The following is a 24789-nucleotide window of genomic DNA, read 5'->3' as shown; positions in this document are numbered from 1 at the left end:
CGCTCGGGCCCTCCATCCGGTAACCGCCGAGTCGCTTACAGTAGCCGCCCGAGGTGACGCGAAAGGGGTGTACGGAAAGATCCGTTGCCCGAAAAAACGGGCAAACTCCCGCAATACCGCCGCAATTGGCGGGGTTTTTCATGAGCTTTTCATCAGACTTTGCCCGGATGTCCGAACTGGCGCCCGAGGCCTGCCCCTTGCGGAACGGTGGGACGTCCGCCCGCCCGCGACCTGGCGCGGGCGGGGATCAGCAGCGGGCGGAGGTCCCCGGGGCCGTCGTCACGCCCTTGGGTGCCGAGGTCGGCGGACCGACCGGGACACCGGGCGCCGTGTAGTCCGCGCCGAGCGTCAGCGTCATGTTCGCGCGCGGCGCCGCGTCCTTCGTCCCCTCCACCAGCGCCGAGGCGGGCAGGCCCATCATCGCTGCGAGCGAGCGCGCCTGGTCCGCCTGGTTCGGGGCGTACTCCAGCGTCGTCTTGGCGGCCTTGGCGTGCGCGTCGCCGCCGTTGGTGGAGCGGTCCACGCCCTGCGTGGTCTGCAGCCAGGCCAGCACGTCCTGGGACGCGCCGAAGACACCCGTGCCGTTGTAGATCATCACCCGGGTCTCGTGCGGCACCGCCTTCGGCCCCACCAGCTTCGGGTCCGGCGCCGCGGGCTTCGCCGCCGCCGTCAGCGAGACGTCGTTGGCCAGCAGCGCGTAGACCTGCGGCGCCTTGTCCGGGTCCGGCGCGCCGCTCACGACCGGCAGCGTGAGGAAGGTGGTGTTCTTCGGGTCGATCGCGCCGAGCGCCGCCGCCACGTTGCTGAGCGTCTCCGGGGTGCCGATCACGCTGTCCGCCGTGAGGGCGCCGGGCTTGCCGTTCGCCAGCGCGGTCAGCGTGCGCGGCACCGTGACCGTACGGTCCACGCACGTGTCGCCCGCCGCCACGCCCTTGACGCCCTTGGCCGCCGCGTAGTCGACCATCACGACATGGTCGACCGCGAGCTTGGTGAGCTGCCGTACGGTCAGCAGCGCGCAGCCCGCGTCCCGGCCGCCGCCGAGCGCCGCGGAGAACGGCTGGCCCTTGGCCCCGCCGACGGTGCCCTTGCCGCCCGCCGCGGGGCAGTCCGGGATGTCCGTGCGCAGGGTGGACGGGATCGCCAGCGCCGTCGCGCTCCCGCGGTCCGCCGCGAGGTGCACGAGCACGGCCGAGTCCGCGGCGCCCGCCGCGGGGTGCGCGCTCAGCAGCAGGACGTTCATCGCACCGGTGTGGGTGGGGGTCTTGCTCCCGGCCCCGCCGACGTCGACGGTGTGCATGCTGCCGCCGCCCCCGCCGCCGCCGAGCGTGGCGATCCCCACGATGCCGCCGACCACCAGCACGGCGGCCGCTGCCGCGCCCCACACCTTGGGCCCGCCCTTGAGGGGCAGCCCGGGGGACTTGCGCTTCTGTGCCTGCCGCGCCGCGCGCCTGCCTCCGGGGGCGGCCGCGGGGACGGGGGGCGCGGGGGGCGCCGCGGGCTGCGCTTCGGGGGCGTCGGCGGTGTCCGGGTCGGCGGAGGCCTCGTAACCGCCGTACTCCGGCGGGGCGTCGGGCGTGTCGCCGGTCCCGTAGCCGCTGTACGCCACGGGCGCGTCGGGGACCTCGTACGGCTGGTAGCCGGACGCCTCGTAGCCGGAGGCCTCGTAGTCGGGCGCCTGGTAGGGGGACTGCGCGGAGGGCTCGGCCGTGCCGCCGTACCCGTAGCCGTCGTAGCCGCCGAACTCCTGCTGCTGCTGGGGCTGGTACGACTGCTGCGGCACGTCGAGCCGCAGCTGGTACGTGCCCGTCTCCGGGTCCAGCACCCACTGGTCAGCCGGGTCGACGTACCCGGACTCCTCGGTGCTCACGGTCGTCGGGTCCTCCCTCCACGGCCGGCTGAGCGCTCACCTTAGTTCATCGCCTCAGTTCGTGGTTTTGCCGCAGATGTCGGCGGCCGCGGTCGTCCCGCGGTACGTGGGCGAGGTGGTGGCGGTGCCGGTGGGTGTGGTGGTCGGCGTTCCCGACGCCGCCCTGGAGCTGTGCGGGGACGTGGTCCCGGACCCGGAGTCCTGGTGGCCGTCCGCGGACACCGCCAGCGGGAGGTCGTCGCGCAGCGTCGCGAACAGCTCGTTCGCCGCGGGCTGCTTGAGCTGGTCGCGGTTGCGGTCGAGGACGTACTGCTCCCTCGGCAGCGTCAGGAAGTTCAGCTTGTCGGCCGGTATGCCCTGCACCTCGCGCGCCAGGTCGTACAGCTCCGGGAGCGAGTCCAGCCCCGGGTCGGCGGTCAGCGAGGACGTCGCGGCGCTCAGCACCGGGTACACCTTCGTGGGGTTCAGCAGCACGCCGTTGCTCGTCACCTTCGAGAACAGCGAGCCCAGGAAACCCTGCTGGCGGTCCATGCGCTCGGTGTCGCTGCCGTCGCCCAGACCGTGCCGGGCGCGCACATAGCCGAGCGCCTGCTCGCCGTTGAGCGTCTGCCGCCCGGCGGGAAGGTCCAGATGCGCCTGCTTGTCGTGCACCGGCTCGGGCAGGCACACGTCCACGCCGTGGATCGCGTTCACGATCTTCTTGAAGCCCGAGAAGTCCACGATCAGGTGATGGTCGATGCGGATTCCCGTCATGTCCTCGACGGTACGGATCGTGCAGGCGGCGCCGCCGAACTGGTAGGACCAGTTGAACTGCTCGAACTTCGGCGTCGTCTCCCCGCCCTGGGACTTGGTGCACGCCGGGACCTGCGCCATCAGGTCGCGCGGGATGCTCATCGCTGTGGCGCTGTGCCGGTCCGCCGCGATGTGCAGCAGGATGACCGTGTCGGAGCGCTGCGTGCCGCTGTCGCGGCCGTACTTGCTGTTGCCGTCGCCGCGGTTGTCCGAACCGATGAGCAGGATGTTCTCGGCGGACGTCGGCCCCGCGGAGGGCCGCTCCGACGCGTGCGCCTGGAGCTCGTTCTCCGTGACGTGGTCGGTGGTGATGTTGCCGTTGAGCTGCTGGTACAGATACCAGAGGCCTCCGGCGGCGAGCAGGACGGAGACGGCGGTGACCGCGCCGACGACCTTGAGCCAGGTGTAACGTCCGCGCGGCTTCGCCGCGGGTTCGGTGGGGGCGGGGGTCTCCGCGGGGCGCTCCGCCGGGGTTTCCGCCGGGCTCTCCGCGGGGCTCGGCTCTTCGGCTTGCGCCGGGGCGGTTGCCTCTGGCTGGGCGGGGGTTTCCGGCTGCGCCGGGGCTTCCGCGTCTGCGGGGGAATCCTCCGCGTTCTCCTCCGGAGGCTCTGCTGACGATGCCACGTCCCCGCCATTCTTCGCATAACCGGCATGCCGGGCCCGCGTGTGTGCGCGCTACTCGTTCAGACGGTCGAATCCGGGAATTGGTTGCGCTCGCAACCGCTCCGGGGTGCGGTGTGCGGTGTCCCGCGCGACCTTCTGCCGGTGGGGGGTTGCTCGCGCCGTTCCTCGCGCCCCTTACGCGGCGCGCCGCAGGCTGGGTCGGGGGCCGCCACGGGGCACCTCCTCGGAATGCGCCTTCGGCCTCGTACCGAGTTGGTGAGCTCCTCCCAGCGCATTCCTGCGGGGGCACCCCGCACCGCCCCCCTCCAGGCCGGTTCGGCGGCTGCCTGCCGGTGGGGGTGATCAGTGTGGGCGAGGGCACGCGTTTTGAGGGGCGCGGGGAACTGCGCGGCAAGCCCCCACCGGCGGACGGTCGCGGCGCCTACCGCACGAGGCACCCCGGGGCGTCCCCCCTCAGAGCGTGAGCGTCGTACGTTCGCTGGTCTCGCGGGCGGCGAGTCGGTCGGGGGGGAGAGTGGCAGCGTGCCGGCAGAGGACGGCGGAGCCGGCGGACGTGAGGGGGGCGAGGAGGCCCGCGGCGAGGCCTTCCCAGGTGGTGAAGGGGAGGCGGGACAGGACGCGGGCCCCGGGCGCCAGCCCGTACGCGTGGGCGCGTTCCACCACCTCACCGGCGGTGAGCGTGCCCTCGCCGGGGAGTTCGAGGGCGTCCGCGTCCGAACGCACCGGCGCGTACGGGGTGAAGCGGTCGCCCTGGCCCGGCACCTCCGCCGCGTAGTCGAGGAAGCCGGCGGGGGGTTGGGGGAAGCGTCCGCCGAGGGGGCGCAGTGCGAGGGCGACGCGTTCGCCGTTGCAGGCGCGGGCCTGGTCGAGGGTGTCGGGTCCGGTGACGACGAGGTCCGCGCCCGCGGGGTCCGCGCCGGGCGCGACGACGACCCCGGTGGAGAAGCCCGCGAGGATCCAGGCCGCGGTCTGCCAGTGCGCGGGCAGCAGCAGGGCGAGCCGGTCGCCGGGCTGCGCGCCCAGGTCGTCCTGGAGGAGGTTCGCGGTCTTGGCCACCCAGTTCGCGAAGGTCGCGACGGACAGTTCGACGCGTTCGCCGGTCGCGTCGTCGTAGAAGGTGAGGAAGGGCCGCGCGGGGTCGGTGCGGAGGGCGGCGGTGAGCAGGCCTGCGGGGGTGTCCGGGGTGGGTGACGTCACGCCGGTCAGGCTACCGGCCGGGTGCCGCGCCCCGGCCGGTTACCCTCGGCGGGTGCCTTCGCCCTCCTTCCGCCCGCGTTCGGGCGGCGCCGTGCCCGCGCCCCGGGTGGACGCGGGGCTGCGCCGTACGTGGGCGCCGCAGGGGCCGCTCGACGTCCGCCGCACGCTGATGCCGCTGCGCCGCGGCCCGGCCGACCCGGCGTTCCGTATCGACCGCGACGGCACGGTGTGGCGGGCCAGCCGTACGCCGGAGGGGGCGGGCACGCTGCGGTTGCGGGGCAGCGCCGCCCTGCTGGAGGCGGAGGCGTGGGGGCCCGGGGCGGCCTGGCTGCTGGAGGGGCTTCCGGCGCTGCTCGGCGGGCTCGACGACCCCTCGGCGTTCACCCCGCGGCACCGTGTCGTGCACGTCGCCCACCGCCGCAACCCCGGCCTGCGGCTGACCAGGACCGGGCTCGTCCTGGAGTCGCTGATCCCGTCGGTGCTGGAGCAGAAGGTGACGACGGACGAGGCGTACCGGGCGTGGCGGCTGCTGCTCCACCGGCACGGCGAGCCCGCGCCGGGTCCCGCGGGCGAGCTGATGCGGGTCATGCCGGACGCGCGCGGCTGGGCGCGGGTGCCGTCCTGGGACTGGCACTGCGCCGGGGTGGACGACAAGCGCGCCTCCACCGTCATGCGCGCGGTGCGCCTCGGGGCCCGTCTCGACGCGCTCGCGGCGCTGCCCGCGCAGGAGGCGGGCACCCGCCTGCAGACGGTGCCGGGGATCGGCCCCTGGACGGCGGCGGAGACCTTGCAGCGCAGCCACGGCGCCCCGGACGCGATCACCGTCGGCGACCTGCACCTGCCGCACCACATCGGCTACGCGCTGACCGGCGAGCGGCGGTCCGACGACGCGACGATGCTGTCCCTCCTGGAGCCGTACGCGGGCCAGCGCCACCGCGCCGCCCGCCTCATCCTCCTGGCCTCTCCCGCCCCGCCCCGCCACGCCCCCCGCCTGTCCCCCAACCCGCCCACGCCCCGTTTCTGACGCTGCGGTTGCCTGCCGGGCAACCGTCAGGGGCGCCTGGGAGGTGCCACACGCGCCCCTGGAAACAGCAGGGAAACCCTCACCCCCGAGCCGAGCGGCAAGCTCACCGCACCGCGATGAACGCCTCCGCCCCCCGGGCGGCCCGCGGCGGCGGGGAGGCGGCCGGGCGGCCGATCGCCACCGCGCCCATGGGGTCCCACTCGGGCGGCAGCCCGAGGACCTCGCGGACCACGTCGCGGCAGAACATCGTGGACGACACCCACGCGGAGCCGAGTTGCTCGCCGGCGAGGGCGACCAGGAAGTTCTGCACGCCCGCGCCGGTGGCGACCACGAACATCTCGCGTTCGGCGGCGGCCCGCCGGGCGTCGGGGTAGGGGTGGGCGCCGTCGGCGACGAGGCAGGGGACGGCGAGGTAGGGCGCCCGGCGCAGGACGTCGCCGCGGCGCAGCCGCTTGGTGATGCTGGTCTCGGAGAAGCCGTCGCGGCGCAGGTCCGCCTCCCAGGCGTCGCGCATGGCGTCGAGCAGGCGGGTGCGTACCTGCGGGGTCTCCAGGAGGACGAAGCGCCAGGGCGTGGTGTGGTGCGGGGCGGGCGCGGTGACGGCGAGGGCGACGGCGCGGCGGACGGCCGCGGGGTCGACGGGCTCGTCGGTGAAGTCGCGCACGGTGCGCCGCAGGGACACCGCCTCGCGGACGGCCTCGGAGGTGCCGAGCCGGAACATGTCGCTCGCGGCGTCCCGGACCAGTGCCTGGGCGCCGGGGTCGGCCGCGTCGGCGGGGAGGACGGCGTGGCCGAGGCCGCGGACGACGGCGACGGGGCGGCCGGTGGCCTTGCCCTTCACCAGGTCACCTGCGGCGGCCAGTTCGTCGGCGGTCGCGGTGACGGTCACGGCGAGGGGGTTGCCGTGGGTGTCCTGGGCGCCGCGCAGGTCGTCGAGGACGGCGACGCCCGCGGCGCCGATCGCGACGTCGGTGAGGCCCTGCCGCCAGGGCCGCCCGAAGGTGTCGGTCACGACGACGCCGACGTTCGCGCCCAGTGCGGCGCGCAGCCCGGCGCGGATGCGGCGGGCGGAGGCGTCGGGGTCCTCCGGCAGCAGCAGCACGGTGCCGGGCGCGGTGTTGGAGGCGTCGACGCCGGCGGCGGCCATGACGAAGCCGTGCCGGCTCTCCACGATGCGGGTGCCGCCGCGGCGGGCGACGAGCCGCACCATCTCCGCGTCGATGGCCGCCTCGCGGTCCTCCGCGGCGATCAACCGCCCCTCGGCCTTGCTGACGATCTTGGACGTGACGAGCACGATGTCGCCGTCCGTGAGCCGCGCGCCGGTGGCGGCGACGAGTTCGGCGATGTCCGCGCCCGCCTTGACCTCGTCGATGCCGTCGAGCGCGAAGACCTCGATGCGCAGCGCGCTCATGCCCGCACCTCCGCGGCGAGTGCGAGGGCCTCGCGGGCCATCTGCGTGGTCGCCTCCAGGCCGCTCATCATGAGCGGTACGGCGCGGCAGCGGATGCCGGCCGCCTCCACCTCGGCGACGGCGGCGGCGTCGACGGTGTCGACGAGCCAGCCGTCGAGCAGGCCGGAGCCGTAGTGCGCGGCCACCGCGGCGGCGGTGGACTCCACGCCGACGGCGGCCAGCACCTTGTCGGCCATGCCGCGTACGGGCGCGTCCCCGACGATCGGGGACAGGCCGACGACGGGCACGCCGGCCTCGGCGACGGCCTCCCGGATGCCGGGTACGGCCAGGATCGTGCCGATGCTCACCACCGGGTTGGAGGGCGGGAAGACGATGACGTCGGCCGCGGCGATGGCCTCCAGCACGCCGGGCGCGGGCTTGGCGGCGTCGGCGCCGACCGGCACGACGGCGTACGCGGGGACGGCGGCGCGCATCCGTACCCAGTACTCCTGGAAGTGGACGGCCCGGCGCTCGCCGTCGGTCTCGACCAGGACATGGGTCTCGACCCGGTCGTCGGACATCGGGATGAGCCGCACGCCGGGCTTCCAGCGGGCGCACAGCGCCTCGGTCACGGCGCTGAGGGGGTAGCCGGCCGCGAGCATCTGGGTGCGCACGATGTGGGTGGCGAAGTCCCGGTCGCCCAGGCCGAACCACTCCGGGCCGACCCCGTAGGCGGCCAGTTCCTCCTTGACGGTGAAGGTCTCGTCGGCCCGTCCCCAGCCCTGCTCCTCGTGGATGCCGCCGCCGAGCGTGTACATCACGGTGTCGAGGTCGGGACAGACCTTCAGGCCGAACAGATGGATGTCGTCTCCGGTGTTGCCGACGACGGTGATCTCCGCCTCCGGCGCCGCTGCCAGCAGGCCGCGCAGAAAGCGCGCCCCGCCGATTCCTCCGGCCAGAACCACGATTCGCATGGGCCCCAGTCTTGCAGCCCGCGTCCGGCGGCCGTACGGGCACCGGTGCGCTCACCGCCGCGGGTGACGGCCCGTCCGGGTGCGCGGCTCAGCGCGCGGGCTGCGGTACGGCGGTGTGGGCGGGGGAGTCGCAGTTGTGCGGGGTCATCGCGGTCAGGCCGGGGAAGTAGACGTGCAGGCTGACCGCGGGCTCCAGGCTGTCGTTGACGACCTCGTGCACGTAGCCGGGCGCGAAGGCGCGCTGTGCGCCGGGCGCGAGCACGCGGACGGTCTCACCGGCCGCGCCGCGCGCCCGCTCGCGCAGGCTGCCGGTGAGGACGGTCAGCACGCCGGAGGACGCGCCGTGGTCGTGCAGGCCGCTGCCCTGGCCGGGGAGCCAGCTGAGCAGCCACAGCTCGTAGCCGGGGCCGGTGCGCAGCCGGGCGTACCAGCGGCTGGTGGCGTCGTAGCGGACGAGCGGCTCCCACTGGGCCCGGTCGGCGGCGACGGCGCGGGCGAGCCCGGCGAACTCGGCCACCGTGGCGGGGTGCTGCGGCACGGGGGGCAGCAGGTGCGGCAGGGCGAGCGGGTCGCCGGCGATGGCGACGTCGGAGACCGCCGGGCCGTAGGCGCCGTAGGTGTCGGCGGCGGTGGAGGGCGCGGGGAGCGCGGGACGAGCGGGGTGCTCGGACATGTGAAGGGTGTCCCTGGAGGTGTGCGCGAGTGGCGTGGGCGGGGCGCCTGGGCCGCGGGTGCGGGCGGCGCGTCCCCTTGCGGGGGCTCAGCGACAGCGGCAGGGACAACAGCAGTTCTGCGCGAGCGCGACACGGCAGGACGCGCGGCGGCGGGTCCGGGTCGTCACGTGGGGCTCGGCAGGCATGCGTCAAGGAGACCGGTCCGGGAGACCCGCTGTCAAATGGATGTCCGGTTTGTCGCCTTCTTTCACCTGATCCGGCACCCTGCGTTGCCGAAAGGTTTGTGCGCGGGGGTGCGGGGATAGGTGCAGCGAGAACCGTGGCCCCGTGCCTCCGAGGCATTCCGATTGTCGGACGCGCCGGTCCCGGGGGAATTCGCCGACCCGTCGTGACGCCGTCGCGCACGAGGTCGAACGGTCTCCTCGGACGGGTGTTCCTGTGATCGAAATGTGATCCGCACCCCTTCATCCGTACGGGCGGAACGCGGCGTACAGCCGCAGCGTCTGACGGGGTGTGGGGGTTGGACGACCGGACGACGGTTGACGGTTCCGGTCTTTTGGTCTGATTACAGCACTTACCGTCACGCCTTGGTTCAGCGGAGTGAATAACGGGCTCAATAGCAGATCTCGGCTTGACTCGCCCGGATCGGCGCACTTGTAATTTCACTCGTGTCGTTCAGCCGCACGCGCGGACGGCCCACACCACGGGGAAGCACGACAGACGAGGGGCGCGCATGACCGAGCAGTTCCAGTTGCTGCTGGCCGAAGAGGCCGACGAGGAACTCGGCTGGCAGGAGCGCGCCCTGTGTGCGCAGACCGACCCGGAGTCGTTCTTCCCCGAAAAGGGCGGTTCCACACGTGAGGCGAAGAAGGTCTGTCTCGCGTGCGAAGTCCGTTCCGACTGCCTGGAGTACGCCCTCGCCAACGACGAGCGCTTCGGCATCTGGGGCGGCCTGTCCGAGCGTGAGCGCCGCCGTCTGAAGAAGGGCGTCGTCTGACCGCCGACGCACCCGCCCGCACCCCCGTTCCAGCCCCCTGACCAGCGGCCGGACGCCCGCGGGCACTCCCCGGCGGACCGCCGGGACCACCCGTCCGGCAGCCCGTCCGGCCTGCGTTCGCGCACGCCGGGCGGGCTGCCGTTGTTCTCACACCGGACTCCCGTCAGGCGGTGGCACCCGTGTGAGCCGTTAGTGTGGGGGGCCGTCCGAGACGCCACCCCCGCCGTACGCGGGCACCGGCGTCCACCGCAGTCCAGCGAACCGGGGCCGAAACCTCGATGTCCGTGAACAGCCCAGCACCGGCCGTCCATCCGGCCGGCACTCCTGAGTTCCCGCGCCATGTCGTCACCGCCGTGCTGGTCGCACACGACGGAGCTCGCTGGCTGCCCAAGGCCCTCGCAGGTCTGCTCGCCCAGGACCGCCCCGTCCAGGACGTCGTCGCCGCCGACACCGGCAGCGCTGACGACTCCGCCCGGCTGCTCGCCGAATCCCTCGGCGACCAGCGGGTCCTGCACCTCGCCCGGCGCACCTCCTTCGGCGCGGCCGTCGACGAGTGCGTCCGTGCCGCCGTCCCGCTCACCGCCGACGACCTGCCCTACCTCGCCCCGCGCGGCAGCGGCTGGGACCCCGTCGGCCGGCAGTGGAACGACGACCCCTACGCCGACGACCCGTTCGGCGACGGCGGCGCGTCCGAGCAGCCCCGGCACGGCGAGCCCGTGCAGTGGCTGTGGCTGCTGCACGACGACTGCGAGCCCGACCCCGGAGCGCTCTCCGGCCTGCTGCGGATCGCCGACAGCACCCCGTCCGCCGCCGTCGTCGGCCCCAAGCTGCGCAGCTGGTACGACCGCAGGCAACTGCTCGAGGTCGGCGTCAGCATCGCCCGCAGCGGCCGCCGCTGGACCGCCCTGGAGCGCCGCGAGCAGGACCAGGGCCAGCACGACCAGGTCCGCCAGGTGCTCTCGGTGTCCTCCGCGGGCATGCTGGTGCGCCGCGACGTGTGGGAGGCGCTGGGCGGCTTCGACCGCCGGCTGCCCCTGATGCGCGACGACGTCGACTTCTGCTGGCGCGCCCAGGCCGCCGGGCACACCGTCTACATCGCCCCCGACGCCGTGCTCTGGCACGCCGAGGCCGCCTCCCGCGAACGCCGCCCGGTCGACTGCGCCGGGCGCTCCGCCGCCAACCCGCACCGCGTGGACAAGGCCGGCGCCGTCTACACCCTGCTGGCCAACACCCGCGGCCCGCTGCTGCCCTACGTGGCCCTGCGCATCGTCGTCGGCACCGTGCTGCGCACCCTGGCCTACCTCGTCGGCAAGGTGCCCGGCCAGGCCGTCGACGAGATCGTCGGCCTGCTCGGCGTCCTGCTGCGCCCCGAGCGGCTGCTCGCCGCCCGCCGCCGGCGCGGCCGCGGCGCCGTCGAACCCGCGGAGCTGCGCCCGCTCTTCCCGCCACCCGGCGCGACCGTGCGCGCCACCGTCGACCAGGTCGTCAGCAACATCTCCGGGCGCGCCGACGCCTCCGCCGCCGCGGCCGGTCGGCACGGCGGCGCCATCGAGTCCGGACCCGGCGACGACGACGGCGACTTCCTGGAGGTCGAGCAGTTCGCCCGCCTCAAGCGCATCGCCCGCAAACCCGGGCCGATGCTCTTCGTGGTGCTGCTCGTCGTCTCCCTCGCCGCCTGCCGCTCACTGCTCGGCGGCGGCACCCTCTACGGCGGCGCCCTGCTGCCCGCCGGCTCCGGCGCCTCCGACCTGTGGCGCGCCTACGCCGGTTCGTGGCACGCGCTCGGCACCGGCGGCACCGAGTCCGCGCCGCCGTACCTCGCCGTCCTCGGGATCTTCTCGACCGTGCTGTTCGGCTCCACGAGCCTGACGCTCACGCTGCTGCTGGTCGCCTCCGTGCCGCTCGCCGGGGTGGCCGCGTACTTCGCCTCCCGTCCGCTGGCCGAATCCCGGCTGGTCCGCGCCTGGGCGTCGGTCGCGTACGCCTTCCTGCCCGCCGCCACCGGCGCGCTCGCCACCGGCCGCCTCGGCACCGCGGTGCTCGCCATCCTGCTGCCGCTGATGGCGCGCGCCGCCGTGGCCTCCGCCGGGCTCCAGCTCGGCGACGCCGCCCTGGACCGCGGCGCCCGGCCGAGCTGGCGGGCGACCTGGGCGCTCGCCCTGATGCTCACCTTCACCACCGCCTTCACCCCGGTCACCTGGCCCATCGCGCTCGTCCTCGCCGCCGCCGTCATCGCCTGGCGGCTGGTGGCCGGCCGTGGCGCGCTGCTCGTCCCGCACGTGCTGCGCTCGGCCGCGGTGCTGGTCACCCCGATCGTGCTGCTCGCGCCCTGGTCGCTGACGCTGCTCGCGCACCCCGGGCGGATGCTCGACGAGGCCGGGCTGCCGTACGGCGGCACGAGCGTGTCCGGCCTCGACCTGGCGCTGCTCAGCCCCGGCGGGCCCAAGGCGTCCGGCGGGCTGCTGCTGGTCGGCGTCGTGCTGGCCGCCCTCGCCGCGCTGCTGCGCGACAGCCGCCGCACCGCGGTGCTCGCCGCGTGGGCCGCCGCCGCGACCGGCCTGCTCTTCGCCGTGATCGAGAACGGCCACGCCTGGGCCGGCCCCGCCACGCTGGTCTACGGCATCGCGCTGCTGTCGGCTGCCGTGGTCGGTGCGGAGGGCGCCAACGAGCGCATCGCCGCGAGCGGCTTCGGCTGGCGGCAGCCCGTCGCGGGCCTCGTGGTGCTGGCCGCGGTCGCCGCGCCGCTGCTGGCCGCGGGCACCTGGGTCGCGCACGGCGCCGACGGCCCGCTGGCCCGCCGCGACCCGCAGCAGGTGCCCGCGTTCGTCGCGGAGGAGTCCACCACCAGCGACCACGCCCGCACCCTGGTGCTCACCGGGACGACCGGGCACATCTCGTACGCGCTGGTGCGCGGTGCGGGCGTGCACATCGGCGACGCCGAGATCGCCGCCCAGGCCCCGCGCGACAGCGACCTCGACTCGCTCGTCGCCAACCTCGTCGCCGGCTCCGGCGCCGACCAGGGCAGCCGGCTCGCCAAGTACGCCGTGCGGTACGTCCTGGCGCAGCGCGGCACCCCGCACGAGGTCGGCCGCGTCCTCGACGGCACACCGGGCCTGTCCCGCGTCAGCCAGGCCGACGGCAGCCAGCTGTGGCGCGTCGACACCGCGGTGTCGCGGGTGACGATCACCGCCAAGGGCGCCGCCCCGGTCTCCGTCCCCTCCGGCCTGGTCGAGGCGCACACCAAGGTGCCCGCGGGCCCGGCCGGGCGCGTGCTGCGGCTGGCCGACTCCGCGTCCTCCGGCTGGCAGGCCACCCTCGACGGCTCCCGCCTCACGCCGACCACCGTCGACGGATGGGCGCAGGGCTTCGAACTCCCCGCCTCCGGCGGCCGCCTCGACGTCACCTTCAAGGAGCCCGTCACCCACATCGGCTGGCTCGGCGTCCAGGCCCTCCTGCTGCTCGTCGTGCTCGTGCTCGCGCTGCCCGGAAGGCGCCGCGAGGTCGACGACGACCTGCCGGAGGCCGAGGCCGCCGCTGCCGCAGCCGCCGCGGACATCCCCGCGCAGGGCGGCGAGGGCGGCCGCCGCGCCCGCCGGCTCCAGGCCGCCGCAGAAGCGGAGGCCGCCGCGGAGGCCGCCGCCCGGGAAGACGCCGACCCGGACCCCGGCGACGAGGGGGCACAGCAGCCGTACGAGCCCGCTCAGGGCCCCTACGAGCCCGCCCAGGGCTACCAGGGCGCCGAGGGCGGCTACGAGGGCGCGGAGGGCGGCTACGAGCCCTCCGAGGCCGGTTACGACCCGTACGCCGTCCCCGCCCCCGGCGCCGCGCCGGACGCCGACCCGTACTACACCGGCTACCCCGGTGAACCGCAGTGGGAGCAGCAGCCCTACCCCGCGGGCCAGAACGCCGGCTACGACCAGCAGGGCGGCTACGGCGCCGACCCGTACGGCTACCCCCAGCAGGGCGTCCAGCAGCCCGGCTACGACGCCTACGGGCAGCCGGACGGCGGCTACGGCGAGCAGGCGCCCTACGGCGCCCAGCAGCCCGGCTACGGCACCGACCCCGCGGGCTACGGCGAGGGCGGGGCGTACTACGCAGAAGGCGACCACCGCCGCGACGGGAGCGACCAGCAGTGAACCGCAGCACCCTCTCCCTGGGCGGCGCCGTCGTCGTGCTCGCCGTCCTCGTCGGCGCCGCCTCGCTGAACGGCAGCGACGACTCGGTGGCAGCCCCCAAGGGCTCCTCGACCCGGCTTCCGGTGCAGCGCACCACCACGGTGTGCCCGTCCCCCTCGCCGTCGGAGTTCGCCGACACCACCTACGCGTCCTTCACCCCCGCGGCGTCACCGCTGCCCGGCCAGGCCGCGGGCAGCTCCGCCGGGGCCGCGGGCAGCGCCCAGCTGCTCACCACGGCGGCCAAGCCCGCCCCGCTCTCCCCGCCGCTGAAGCAGGCGGGAAGGACGGTCACCTACACCACCGACAAGGCCGACGCGCCCGCCCTGGTCGGCACCGCCGACGGGCCCCTCGCGCCCGGCTGGAGCGTCGGCGAGACCACCGTCGTCGACGCGGGACCCGGCCGCGCACTGCTCGGCACCTCCTGCGTCACCCCCGACAGCGAGTTCTGGTTCGCTGGCGCCAGCACCTCCGACGGCCGCCAGGACTACCTGCACCTGGTCGACCCCGACGACGCCCCCGCCGTCGTGGACATCGAGCTGTACGGCCCCGACGGGCTGGTCAAGACGTCCGGGGGCGACGGCGTCACGGTGCCCGGCAAGGGCGCGGAGCCGGTGCTGCTGTCCACGCTGACCGCCCAGAAGGTCCAGGACCTCACCGTCCACGTCGTCGTCCGCAGCGGCCGGGTCGGCGCCGCCGTCCAGGCGACGTCCGCGGGCAAGGGCGCCGACTGGCTCCAGCCCGCCGCCGAGCCCGCCACCACGCTGGTCATGCCCGGCATCCCCGCCGACGCCGTCTCGGTCCGCCTCGTCGCCTACGCGACCGGCTCCGACGACGCCGACCTCACCCTGAAACTGGCCACCGCCACCGGCATGATCACCCCGGCCGACCACGAGACGCTGCACGTCAAGGCGGGCATGACCGCCACCGCCGACCTCGGCGACGTGACCAAGGGCGACACCGGCTCGCTGCTGATCACGTCCAGCAAGGTGCACGCCCCCGTCCCCGTCGTCGCCGGGCTGCTCATCACCCGCGGCAAGGGCGACAAGCAGGAGCTGGCCTTCCTGCCCGCGACACCCCCCGTCGGCACCCGCGCCACCGCCGCCGACAACCGTGACAAGGCCGCCACGGTCGCACTGACCGCCCTCGACAAGGACACCCAGGTCAAGGTCACCTCGTCGCCCGGCACCGCGGGCGGCACACCGGTGACCCGCACCGTCGTCGTCAAGGCCGGCACCACCATGGCCGTGCAGCCCGTCGCCCCGGTCGCGGGCAAGGGCTCGTTCTCCGTGACCGTCGAGAAGCTCTCCGGCGGCACCCTCTACGCCTCGCGCGAGCTGGCGCTGCCACTGGACGGCGTGCCCATGTTCACCATCCAGCCGATGCCGGACGACCGCTCCACCGTCCAGGTGCCGCAGGCCGCGCCCGACCTGAAGATCCTCGGCAAGTAGCGGCCCGGCCACCGCGCGCCCCGGCACACGGGCGCGCGGACCGGCACATTGCCACGCGACCGGTACATTGCCACGCCGTGGCCTACTGCCACGGGCTGCGGCCGCTCAGTCCTCGCCGTACTTCGGGTCGACGTTCTCCGGGGACAGCCCCAGCAGCTCCGCGACCTGCTCCACGACCACCTCGTGCACCAGCAGCGCCCGCTCGTCGCGGCTCTTGGCGCGGATCTCCACCGGGCGCCGGTAGACCACGATCCGGTTCGGCCGGCCCTTGTCCGCGCCGACCAGCCGCCCCAGCGGCACCGCCTCGCCGTCGGTCCCCGGCCCGTCCTGCGGCCAGGGCACCTCCTGCACCGCGAACTCCACGTCCGCCAGCTGCGGCCAGCGCCGCTCCAGCCGGTCGGCGGCATCCCTGACCAGGTCGTCGAACGCGTCGGCGCGCGACACCGCGAGGGGCACCTGCGGCGGTGCGATGGGCCCGCGCATGCCGCGGCCGTGCCGGTCGCGATGCCGCGGACGCGGGTCGGAGGGAGGCGGAACCGTACTGTCCATCAGCGTGAGCCTAGCTCCCGGTCCGCACCGGTGTCGCGGCCCGCGGGCAGCGCGGTCCGCGCCGACCCCTTTATCGTCATCCAGCGCCGGGGATCAGACCGCATCAGGCCATGAATGCGACGGAATCACGCCAGCCGGAGGCCCGCGCCGGCACGTGCCGCCGTCACGTCCGCCCACGCCGCGTCCCCGTCCGCCGCCCGCCCCCGCCGTATCGCCGCAGGCCAGTGCCGCGACCGCACCCGTGCCCCGGGAAGGGCCCCGGCGACGACACGACCGGGTGAGCCTGCGGAGAGTCGTCGCGGCCCGCTCAAGAGTGCGGTACCGTCCAACGTCGTGAGCCCTGTACGTCGCTGTTCGCGCACCGCTTGCGGCCGCCCCGCCGTCGCGACGCTGACGTACGTCTACGCGGACTCCACCGCCGTCCTCGGCCCCCTCGCCACCTATGCCGAGCCGCACTGCTACGACCTGTGCTCCGAGCACTCCGAGCGGCTCACCGCGCCGCGCGGCTGGGAGGTCGTCCGGCTCGCCGTCGACACCGGCCCGGTGCGGCCCAGCGGCGACGACCTGGAGGCCCTCGCCAACGCCGTGCGCGAGGCCGCCCGCCCCCAGGAGCGCACCCGGCCCGGCGCCCGCGACATCGACCCGCTGGAGGTTGCCCGGCGCGGCCACCTGCGGGTGCTGCGCTCGCCGGAGTAGCCCCGCACCCGCCCCGCCGCGGGTCCGCCGGGTAGGTTGTGGGGCCACCGCGGCACCGCGCCGCGGCCCCGTCCGGGCCCCCGCGCCGGGCGCCGCCCGACGTGCGTGACCCGCACCGTCCGTGACCCGTACAGCAGAGGTGTGCAGTGGCCGATTTGTCGCAGCTGGTCAAGGCCTACGACGTCCGCGGAGTCGTACCCGACCAGTGGGACACCCCGCTCGCGGAGATCTTCGGCGCCGCCTTCGCCACCGTCACCGGCGCGGACGCGATCGTCGTCGGCCACGACATGCGGCCCTCGTCCCCCGCGCTGTCCGACGCCTTCGCGCGCGGCGCCGCCTCCCGCGGCGCCGACGTCACCCGCATCGGACTGTGCTCCACCGACGAGCTGTACTTCGCCAGCGGCCGCCTCGGCCTGCCCGGCGCCATGTTTACCGCGAGCCACAACCCGGCGCAGTACAACGGCATCAAGATGTGCCGCGCGGGCGCCGCCCCCGTCGGCCAGGACACCGGGCTCGCCGACATCCGCGCGCTCGCCGAGCAGTGGCTGGAGACCGGCGTCCCGGCCGGCGCCGCCACCCCCGGCACCGTCACCGACCGCGACGTGCTCGGCGACTACGCCGACTTCCTGCGCTCCCTCGTCGACCTGTCCGGCATGCGCCCGCTGAAGGTCGTCGTCGACGCGGGCAACGGCATGGGCGGCCACACCGTGCCGACCGTGCTCGCCGGGCTGCCCGTCGACCTTGTGCCCATGTACTTCGAGCTCGACGGCACCTTCCCCAACCACGAGGCCAACCCGCTCGACCCGAAGAACCTCGTCGACCTCCAGCAGCGCGTCCGCGAGACCGGCGCCGACATCGGCCTCGCCTTCGACGGCGACGCCGACCGCTGCTTCGCCGTCGACGAGCGCGGCGAGGGCGTCTCCCCGTCCGCCGTCACCGCCCTGGTCGCCGCGCGCGAGCTGGCCCGGTACCCCGGCGCCACGGTCATCCACAACCTGATCACCTCCCGGACCGTCCCCGAGGTCGTCATCGAGCAGGGCGGCGTCCCCGTGCGCACCCGCGTCGGCCACTCCTTCATCAAGCAGGAGATGGCCGCCACCGGTGCCGTCTTCGGCGGCGAGCACTCCGCGCACTACTACTTCCGCGACTTCTGGAACGCCGACACCGGCATGCTCGCCGCCCTCCACCTGCTCGCGGCCCTCGGCCGCCAGGACGGCCCGCTGTCCGCCCTCGTCGGCGCGTACGACCGCTACGCGTCCTCCGGCGAGATCAACAGCACCGTCGCCGACCAGGCGGGCCGCACCGCCGCCGTCCGCGCCGCCTTCACCGGCCAGGACGGCGTCACCTTCGACGACCTCGACGGCCTCACCGTCAGCGCCGCCGACTGGTGGTTCAACCTGCGCGCCTCCAACACCGAGCCGCTGCTCCGCCTCAACGTCGAGGCAGCCGACCCCGCCACCGTCGCCTGCATCCGCGACCAGGTCCTCGCGCTCGTCCGGGGCTGACGGCGGGGCGGACGATCCGGCTCGTGGCAGGCCGGGACGCGGTGGCCGGGGTACGTGGCAGAACGTGCGCTTCGGGCCGCGGCCGATCCCTCCTCCGCCGCTGGCACTAAGGGCCGTCGCCCGCCACGCCGGGCCCCGGGGGACCCGTCCTGTGTCCCCGCCCGGGGCGCGGCGATAGGCTGACGGGCACAGGCCGGGCCACGTACCCGGCGGCGGGGGCGCGCCCGATCCGCGCACCCGCGACCGCACACCGGCCCGGCCACCACCGGCCGCCCACCGCCCGGAGGACACCGCACATGCCGCTCGTGGAAGCCAGCCTTCTGGACATCCTCGTCTGCCCGGCCTGCCACGCCCCGCTCCGCGAGGACGAGGACGCGGCGGAGCTGGTGTGCACCTCCGCCGACTGCGGCCTGGCCTACCCGGTCAGGGACGACATCCCGGTGCTGCTGGTCGACGAGGCCCGCCGCCCCGGCTGACCGCCCGCGACCGCCGCCCGGCCCGCCCCCGGTGCACGGCGCCCGGTGTACGGGGCCGCCTCGCACCCGCCCGACGGGCCCCCGCAACAGGCCGCAGCCCGGCCCGCATCCGACCGACGGAGGTCGCCTTGTTCGACGAGTCGCTGCTGGAGGACCCCGACGGTCTCGCCCGCGCCGACACCCACGGGCTGCTCCGCGGGGTCGCCGCGGCCGGTGCCCGGGTCCGCACCGCACTGCGGCTCGCCGACGAGGCCGGGCTGGGCGCGCTGCGGCCCGACGGCCGGCCCCGCACCGTCCTGGTGGCCGGCAGCGGGCCCGACGCCGACGCCGTCGCCGACCTCCTCACCGCGCTCGCCTCCGGCAGCTGCCCGGTGCAGGCACTCGCCCCCACCGGGCCCAGCCCCGAACGCTCCCGCTGGACGCTGCCCGGCTGGGCGGGCTCCCTCGACCTGCTCGTGCTGATCTCCGCCCGGGGCACCGAACAGGGCCTCACCGACCTGGTCGAGCAGGCCTACCGGCGCGGCTGCACGGCGGTGGCCGTCACCCCGGCCAAGGCACCGCTCGCCGACGCCGTCGCCCAGGTCCGCGGCCTCGCCCTGCCCTTCGCGGCCGCCGCGCCCGGCGACACCGTCCCGGACTACCCCACCGACCCCGCCACCGACCCGGTCGCCGACACGGGCGCCTTCTGGGCGCTGCTCGCCCCGCTGCTCGCCCTCGCCGACCGGCTCGGCCTGGCCACCGCGCCCGCCGCCGAACTCCACGCCCTCGCCGACACCCTCGACGCGACCGCCGCCCGCTGCGGCCCGGCCATCGCCACCTACACCAACCCCGCCAAGACACTGGCCGCCGAACTCGCCGACGCCCTCCCGCTGCTGTGGAGCCAGGACCGAATCGCCGCGGCCTGCGCCCGCCGCTTCGCCGCCGTCCTCGGCACCCGCGCCGGGCGGCCCGCGCTCAGCGCCGAACTGCCCGCCGCGCTCACCCTGCACGGCCCGCTCCAGGCCGGCGCCCACGCCCTGACCGCCGACCCGGACGACTTCTTCCGCGACCGCGTCGAGGACGCCGACGGGCTGCGGCTGCGCATCGTCCTGCTCCAGGAGGCGCCCGACCGGCCCGGCTCCGCCGCCCCCGCGGCCCGCGAGCAGGCCTACGCGCACGACACCCCGCTCAGCGAGATCGCCGCCACCGGCGGCAGCGACCTGCAAACGGCCGCGGAGATCCTCGCCCTGACCGATTTCACCTCCGTATACCTGGCCGTCGCCTCGACCGAGAGAGCATGACCGGCATGAACCGCCTCCTCAACACCGTCCGCCCCTACGCCTGGGGCTCCACCACCGCCATCCCCGAACTGCTCGGCACCGAGCCGACCGGGGAACCGCAGGCCGAGCTGTGGATGGGCGCCCACCCCGGCGCCCCCTCCCGGCTCGACCGCGGCGCCGGACCCGAGCCCCTCGACGCCGTCATCGACACCGACCCCGCCGCCGAGCTGGGCGAGGCCACCGTCAAGCGCTTCGGCCCCCGACTGCCCTTCCTCCTCAAGGTGCTCGCCGCGGGTGCGCCGCTGTCCGTGCAGGTCCACCCCGACCTCGCGCAGGCCAGGGCCGGATTCGCCGACGAGGAGGCCCGGGGCGTCCCGCTGGACGCCCCGCACCGCAACTACAAGGACGCCAACCACAAGCCCGAGATGCTCGTGGCCCTGTCGCCCTTCGACGGCCTGTGCGGCTTCCGCCGCCCGACGGAGGCGGCCGCCCTCATCGACGCGCTCGGCGTCGGTGCCCTGGTGCCCTACGCCGACATCCTGCGCGCCCACCCCGAGGACCGGGCGCTGCGCGAGGTCCTCGCCGCCGTCCTGGGCGCCGACCCCGCCGAGATGGCCGACACCGTGCACGCCGCCGCCGAGGCCGCCGCCCGGCTCGCCGCCACCCCCGGCACCCCGTACGCCGCCGACTACGCCGTCTACGCCGAGGCCGCCCGGCACTTCCCCGGCGACCGCGGCCTCATCGCCGCCATGCTGCTCAACCACGTCCGCCTCCAGCCCGGCGAGGCCCTCTACCTCGGCGCCGGCGTCCCGCACGCCTACCTCGACGGCCTCGGCGTCGAGATCATGGCCAACTCCGACAACGTGCTGCGCTGCGGCCTCACCCCCAAGCACATCGACGTACCCGAACTCCTGCGCATCGTCCGCTTCGAGGCCGACGACCCCGCCGTGCTGCGCCCCGAGGCCGGGGCCGACGGCGAGGAGCTGTACGCCGCGCCCATCGACGAATTCCGGCTCTCCCGGTACGTCCTGGCCCCCGGCTCCGGCCCGCGCACCCTCGACCGCGACGCCCCGCAGATCCTGCTGTGCACCGCCGGCGAGATCCGCCTGCGCACCCCCGGCGCCACCCCGGCCGACGACGACGGCGCCGGTACGGAACTGGCCCTCGGCCCCGGCGAATCGTGCTGGATCCGCGCCGGCGAGCACACCGAACTCAGCGGCGAGGGCACGGTCTTCCGCGCCACCGTGGCCGCCTGACGCAACCACGGCGGGACGGACTGCAAGAATGTCCGACCGCACCCGCCCGGCACGGCGAGCCAGCCGCCCAGGGCCGACGGAAGGGACACCCAGCACACATGAGCGCCTCAGGCGGAACCAGGGCGATCGTCGCGGCACTGAGCGCCAACCTCGCCATCGCCGCGTCCAAGTTCGTGGCCTTCGCGTTCAGCGGCTCGTCGTCGATGCTCGCCGAGGGCGTGCACTCCCTCGCCGACTCCGGGAACCAGGCACTGCTGCTCATCGGCGGCAAGAAGGCCAAGCGCGCCGCCAACGAGGAGCACCCCTTCGGCTACGGCCGGGAACGCTATGTGTACGCCTTCCTCGTCTCGATCGTCCTGTTCTCCGTCGGCGGCATGTTCGCCCTCTACGAGGGATATGAGAAGGTCCGCCACCCGCACACCCTCGACCACTGGTACTGGCCGGTCGGCGTGCTGATCTTCGCCATGGCCGCCGAGGGCTCCTCCTTCCGCACCGCCGTCAAGGAGTCCAACCACACCCGCGGCTCGATGTCCTGGGTCGAGTACATCCGCCGGGCCAAGGCACCCGAACTGCCCGTCGTCCTGCTGGAGGACTTCGGCGCCCTCATCGGCCTGGTGCTCGCCCTGCTGGGCGTCGGCCTCTCCCTGGCCACCGACAGCGGGGTGTGGGACGGCGTCGGCACCCTGTGCATCGGCACCCTGCTGATCTGCATCGCCCTCGTGCTCGCGGCCGAGACCAAGTCCCTGCTCATCGGCGAGGGCGCCAACCCCGAATCGCTCGCCCGCATCCGCGCCGCCGTCGTGGACGGCGACACCGTCACCGCCGTCATCCACATGCGCACCCTGCACCTCGGCCCGGAGGAACTGCTGGTCGCGGCCAAGATCGCCGTGCAGCACGACGACACCGCCGCCGAGGTCGCCCGCGCGATCGACGCCGCCGAGGAGCGCATCCGCGCCGCCGAACCCTTCGCCCGCGTGATCTACCTCGAACCCGACATCTACAGCGAGGCCGCCGCCGCGGCGGGACCCGACCCCGACCAGACCCCGGGCGGGCGCTGACCACGCGCACCTGCGGGCGCAGGGGTCACCGGTGTAGATTCGTGGGGAGCCAGACGTCGCTGCTGATGGCGGTCGGGCGGTCGCCCCACGGTGACCGGCCGAGGGAGAGAGGGCCTCCGACGGATTGCGCTGCCGCAGGGGGACACATGTGCCCGCATCCGGGCGACACGCCGCCCCGCGGCCGCGCCGCGTCCCTGTCCACCTCGATCGCACCGAGGAGCAGCCCGAATGACCACCACCGCCACCGACTTCAAGGTCGCGGACCTCTCCCTCGCCGACTTCGGCCGCAAGGAGATCACCCTCGCCGAGCACGAGATGCCCGGCCTGATGGCGCTGCGCGCCGAGTACGGCCCCACGCAGCCCCTCGCCGGCGCCCGCATCACCGGCTCGCTGCACATGACCGTGCAGACCGCCGTCCTCATCGAGACCCTCGTCGCGCTCGGCGCGCAGGTCCGCTGGGCGTCCTGCAACATCTTCTCCACCCAGGACCACGCCGCCGCCGCCATCGCGGTCGGCCCCGACGGCACTCCCGACAACCCGCAGGGCGTGCCCGTCTTCGCCTGGAAGGGCGAATCCCTCGAAGAGTACTGGTGGTGCACCGAGCAGGCCCTGACCTGGCCCGGCACCGCCACCGGCGGCCCCAACATGATCCTGGACGACGGCGGCGACGCCACCCTGCTCGTCCACAAGGGCGTCGAGTTCGAGAAGGCCGGGTCCGTCCCCGCGACCACCGAGCAGGACAGCGAGGAGTACGGCTACATCCTCGCGCTGCTGCGCCGCACCGTCGCCGAGAGCCCGCAGAAGTGGACGCAGCTCGCGTCCGAGATCCGCGGTGTCACCGAGGAGACCACCACCGGCGTCCACCGCCTCTACGAGATGCAGCAGGAAGGCACGCTGCTCTTCCCGGCGATCAACGTCAACGACGCCGTCACCAAGTCGAAGTTCGACAACAAGTACGGCTGCCGGCACTCCCTCGTCGACGGCATCAACCGCGCCACCGACGTCCTGATCGGCGGCAAGGTCGCCGTCATCTGCGGCTACGGCGACGTCGGCAAGGGCTGCGCCGAATCCCTCCGCGGCCAGGGCGCCCGCGTCATCATCACCGAGATCGACCCCATCTGCGCCCTCCAGGCCGCGATGGACGGCTACCAGGTCGCCACCCTCGACGACGTGGTCGAGACCGCCGACATCTTCGTCACCACGACCGGCAACCGCGACATCATCATGGCCGCCGACATGAGCCGGATGAAGCACCAGGCGATCGTGGGCAACATCGGCCACTTCGACAACGAGATCGACATGGCCGGTCTGGCCAAGATCCCCGGCATCGTCAAGGACGAGGTCAAGCCCCAGGTCCACACCTGGACCTTCCCGGACGGCAAGAAGCTCATCGTCCTGTCCGAGGGCCGCCTGCTCAACCTCGGCAACGCCACCGGACACCCGTCCTTCGTGATGTCGAACTCCTTCACCGACCAGACCCTGGCCCAGGTCGAGCTCTTCACCAAGCCGGAGGAATACCCGATCGGCGTCTACGTGCTCCCCAAGCACCTGGACGAGAAGGTCGCCCGCCTCCACCTCGACGCCCTCGGCGTCAAGCTCACCACCCTGCGCCCGGAGCAGGCCTCCTACATCGGCGTCAAGGTCGAGGGCCCCTACAAGCCCGACCACTACCGCTACTGACCCACGGCACCCCGCCGCCCGGCCCCGTCCGGGCGGACCGCACCACGCGGGCCCCCGCCTCCACCTGGAGGCGGGGGCCTCGCCGGATCCAGAGAACCCACCATGCCCCGCGGCCGTTACTCGCTCCACGACACCCATGACCACACCCTCCTGGGAGAAGAGCACTTCCACTGCGCCACCGGTCCCTCCGGCTGGCGCTACACCGCACAGACCACCCACCCGGACGGCAGCCACGCCGGCTCCGTCGACCTGACCGTCGACGACCTCGGCCGCCCCGTCCGCCTCGAACTGCACGCGGCCTCGTGGCAGATCCGCGCCGCCGCCCTGGACGGCGTGACCTGGGTCCGCAGCGACCCCACCGGCGAGCACGCGCAGGAGGGGAACGCCCCCGCCCACGCCTTCACCGGTGCCTCGCCCGCGTTCCTGATCGCCACCGCGAGACTCCTCCGCCTCGCCCCGGGCGGTCCCGCCAAGCGCGTCCGTCTCGTGTCATTCCGGCCTCCCGTGCTCGCACCCCTGAACGTCGACCAGTCCTGGTCGCTGCAATCCAGGACAGCACATCCGGCCGACAGCGGTTTTCTGCCTGTGGACAACTTCCTGGTGTCCGACCTCGCGACCGGCGAGCAGCACGAGGTCCACCTCGCCGGCGACGTCGTCCTCGCGGCCCCCGGCATCGAGCTGGAAGACCTCGACACCCCGCCGTCCACCTTCCCCTGATTTGACGCGTGTGGGGGTGGGAGGTAGGTTAGAACGGTTGTCAGGAGCTGGCACGTCCAGCCGTGAACAATGCAGAACCTTGCCATTAGGCCAGAGGAAGACACCCAGTCTCGAGTCGGGAGAAATCCCGAGCGGGGCACCCGTGTCCCCGAAAGCCGGGTGGTAATTCCGACCGAAAATCTTCTGATAGAGTCGGAACACAACGAAGGAAAAGCCCGGAGGGGCCGGTGAAACGGTCTCGAAGGAAGCTTCCGTTCCTTGAGAACTCAACAGCGTGCCAAAAGTCAACGCCAGATATGTTGATACCCCGTCTCGTACCCGTTGTGGGTGCGTGATGAGGTTCCTTTGAAGAAAACACAGCGAGGACGCTGTGGACGGTCCGGATTATTCCTCCGGGCTGTCCCGCTCTTGCGTGTTGTTTCCGGGATGAC

At 74.3% G+C, this 24789-nt stretch carries 19 protein-coding genes; 12 read left to right on the top strand and 7 right to left on the bottom strand.

Annotation, left to right across the window (positions count from 1 at the left end):
* Positions 1-247: 247 nt before the first annotated feature.
* The 3 genes from ACWERV_RS05170 to ACWERV_RS05160 form a co-directional block, all read right to left on the bottom strand.
* Entirely contained in the window at positions 248-1867 is a 1620-nt protein-coding gene (locus tag ACWERV_RS05170; protein WP_452928984.1) for an LCP family protein, read from the bottom strand.
* Positions 1868-1921: 54 nt separating this feature from the next.
* Complete coding sequence (locus tag ACWERV_RS05165; protein ID WP_452928983.1) at positions 1922-3283, bottom strand: LCP family glycopolymer transferase; 1362 nt, start codon at positions 3281-3283, stop codon at positions 1922-1924.
* Between the two features lie 453 nt (positions 3284-3736).
* On the bottom strand, positions 3737-4480 hold the full coding sequence (locus tag ACWERV_RS05160; protein ID WP_452928980.1) for a TIGR03089 family protein: 744 nt from the start codon (positions 4478-4480) through the stop codon (positions 3737-3739).
* Between the two features lie 52 nt (positions 4481-4532).
* Here ACWERV_RS05160 and ACWERV_RS05155 point away from each other — a divergent pair, with 52 nt between their 5' ends.
* Complete coding sequence (locus ACWERV_RS05155) at positions 4533-5504, top strand: DNA-3-methyladenine glycosylase family protein (protein WP_452928976.1); 972 nt, start codon at positions 4533-4535, stop codon at positions 5502-5504.
* A gap of 103 nt (positions 5505-5607) precedes the next feature.
* Here the strand turns inward: ACWERV_RS05155 and ACWERV_RS05150 are convergent, their stop codons facing one another.
* The 3 genes from ACWERV_RS05150 to ACWERV_RS05140 all read right to left on the bottom strand — a co-directional run bounded on the left by ACWERV_RS05150 (position 5608) and on the right by ACWERV_RS05140 (position 8541).
* Positions 5608-6915: a coenzyme F420-0:L-glutamate ligase gene (locus ACWERV_RS05150; RefSeq protein ID WP_452928973.1), complete on the bottom strand. Its 1308-nt coding sequence runs from the start codon at positions 6913-6915 to the stop codon at positions 5608-5610.
* On the bottom strand, positions 6912-7868 hold the full coding sequence (gene cofD / locus ACWERV_RS05145) for a 2-phospho-L-lactate transferase (RefSeq protein ID WP_398177504.1): 957 nt from the start codon (positions 7866-7868) through the stop codon (positions 6912-6914). The genes ACWERV_RS05150 and cofD overlap by 4 nt, the downstream gene beginning before the upstream one ends.
* Positions 7869-7956: 88 nt before the next feature.
* On the bottom strand, positions 7957-8541 hold the full coding sequence (locus ACWERV_RS05140) for a cysteine dioxygenase (protein WP_452928970.1): 585 nt from the start codon (positions 8539-8541) through the stop codon (positions 7957-7959).
* A 734-nt stretch (positions 8542-9275) separates the two neighbouring features.
* Here ACWERV_RS05140 and ACWERV_RS05135 point away from each other — a divergent pair.
* The 3 genes from ACWERV_RS05135 (at position 9276) to ACWERV_RS05125 (ending at position 15162) form a co-directional block, all read left to right on the top strand.
* Entirely contained in the window at positions 9276-9539 is a 264-nt protein-coding gene (locus tag ACWERV_RS05135; RefSeq protein WP_031519519.1) for a WhiB family transcriptional regulator, read from the top strand.
* Positions 9540-9817: 278 nt separating this feature from the next.
* Positions 9818-13675, top strand: coding sequence for a glycosyltransferase (locus ACWERV_RS05130; RefSeq protein ID WP_452928966.1), 3858 nt, complete (start codon positions 9818-9820; stop codon positions 13673-13675).
* Positions 13672-15162 carry a DUF5719 family protein gene (locus ACWERV_RS05125; protein WP_452928963.1) on the top strand — a complete coding sequence of 497 codons (1491 nt, stop codon included), beginning with the start codon at positions 13672-13674 and terminating at the stop codon, positions 15160-15162. The genes ACWERV_RS05130 and ACWERV_RS05125 overlap by 4 nt, the downstream gene beginning before the upstream one ends.
* A 105-nt stretch (positions 15163-15267) precedes the next feature.
* On the opposite strand, the gene ACWERV_RS05120 is transcribed toward ACWERV_RS05125, so the two are convergent.
* A complete protein-coding gene (locus ACWERV_RS05120; RefSeq protein ID WP_398441855.1) occupies positions 15268-15711 on the bottom strand; it encodes a metallopeptidase family protein in 444 nt (147 codons plus the stop codon).
* Between the two features lie 333 nt (positions 15712-16044).
* Between ACWERV_RS05120 and ACWERV_RS05115 the strand changes: the two genes are divergently transcribed.
* The 8 genes from ACWERV_RS05115 (at position 16045) to ACWERV_RS05080 (ending at position 24358) form a co-directional block, all read left to right on the top strand.
* Entirely contained in the window at positions 16045-16407 is a 363-nt protein-coding gene (locus ACWERV_RS05115; protein WP_031519528.1) for a DUF3499 domain-containing protein, read from the top strand.
* Between the two features lie 146 nt (positions 16408-16553).
* Positions 16554-17912, top strand: coding sequence for a phosphomannomutase/phosphoglucomutase (locus ACWERV_RS05110; RefSeq protein ID WP_452928959.1), 1359 nt, complete (start codon positions 16554-16556; stop codon positions 17910-17912).
* Between the two features lie 296 nt (positions 17913-18208).
* Positions 18209-18388: a Trm112 family protein gene (locus ACWERV_RS05105; RefSeq protein ID WP_398177523.1), complete on the top strand. Its 180-nt coding sequence runs from the start codon at positions 18209-18211 to the stop codon at positions 18386-18388.
* A 128-nt stretch (positions 18389-18516) separates the two neighbouring features.
* Positions 18517-19668, top strand: coding sequence for an SIS domain-containing protein (locus ACWERV_RS05100; protein WP_452928957.1), 1152 nt, complete (start codon positions 18517-18519; stop codon positions 19666-19668).
* A 5-nt stretch (positions 19669-19673) separates the two neighbouring features.
* Positions 19674-20903 carry a mannose-6-phosphate isomerase, class I gene (gene manA / locus ACWERV_RS05095; protein ID WP_452928954.1) on the top strand — a complete coding sequence of 410 codons (1230 nt, stop codon included), beginning with the start codon at positions 19674-19676 and terminating at the stop codon, positions 20901-20903.
* A gap of 98 nt (positions 20904-21001) precedes the next feature.
* On the top strand, positions 21002-21961 hold the full coding sequence (locus tag ACWERV_RS05090) for a cation diffusion facilitator family transporter (RefSeq protein WP_398177532.1): 960 nt from the start codon (positions 21002-21004) through the stop codon (positions 21959-21961).
* A gap of 228 nt (positions 21962-22189) precedes the next feature.
* Positions 22190-23641: an adenosylhomocysteinase gene (gene ahcY / locus ACWERV_RS05085; protein WP_452928951.1), complete on the top strand. Its 1452-nt coding sequence runs from the start codon at positions 22190-22192 to the stop codon at positions 23639-23641.
* 102 nt (positions 23642-23743) lie between these two features.
* Complete coding sequence (locus ACWERV_RS05080) at positions 23744-24358, top strand: hypothetical protein (protein WP_452928948.1); 615 nt, start codon at positions 23744-23746, stop codon at positions 24356-24358.
* Positions 24359-24789 lie beyond the last annotated feature (431 nt).

Source organism: Streptomyces sp. NPDC004031 (assembly GCF_053604375.1).
Note: the sequence above shows the minus strand (reverse complement) of the source record. Positions and strands in the feature narration are given on the sequence as shown.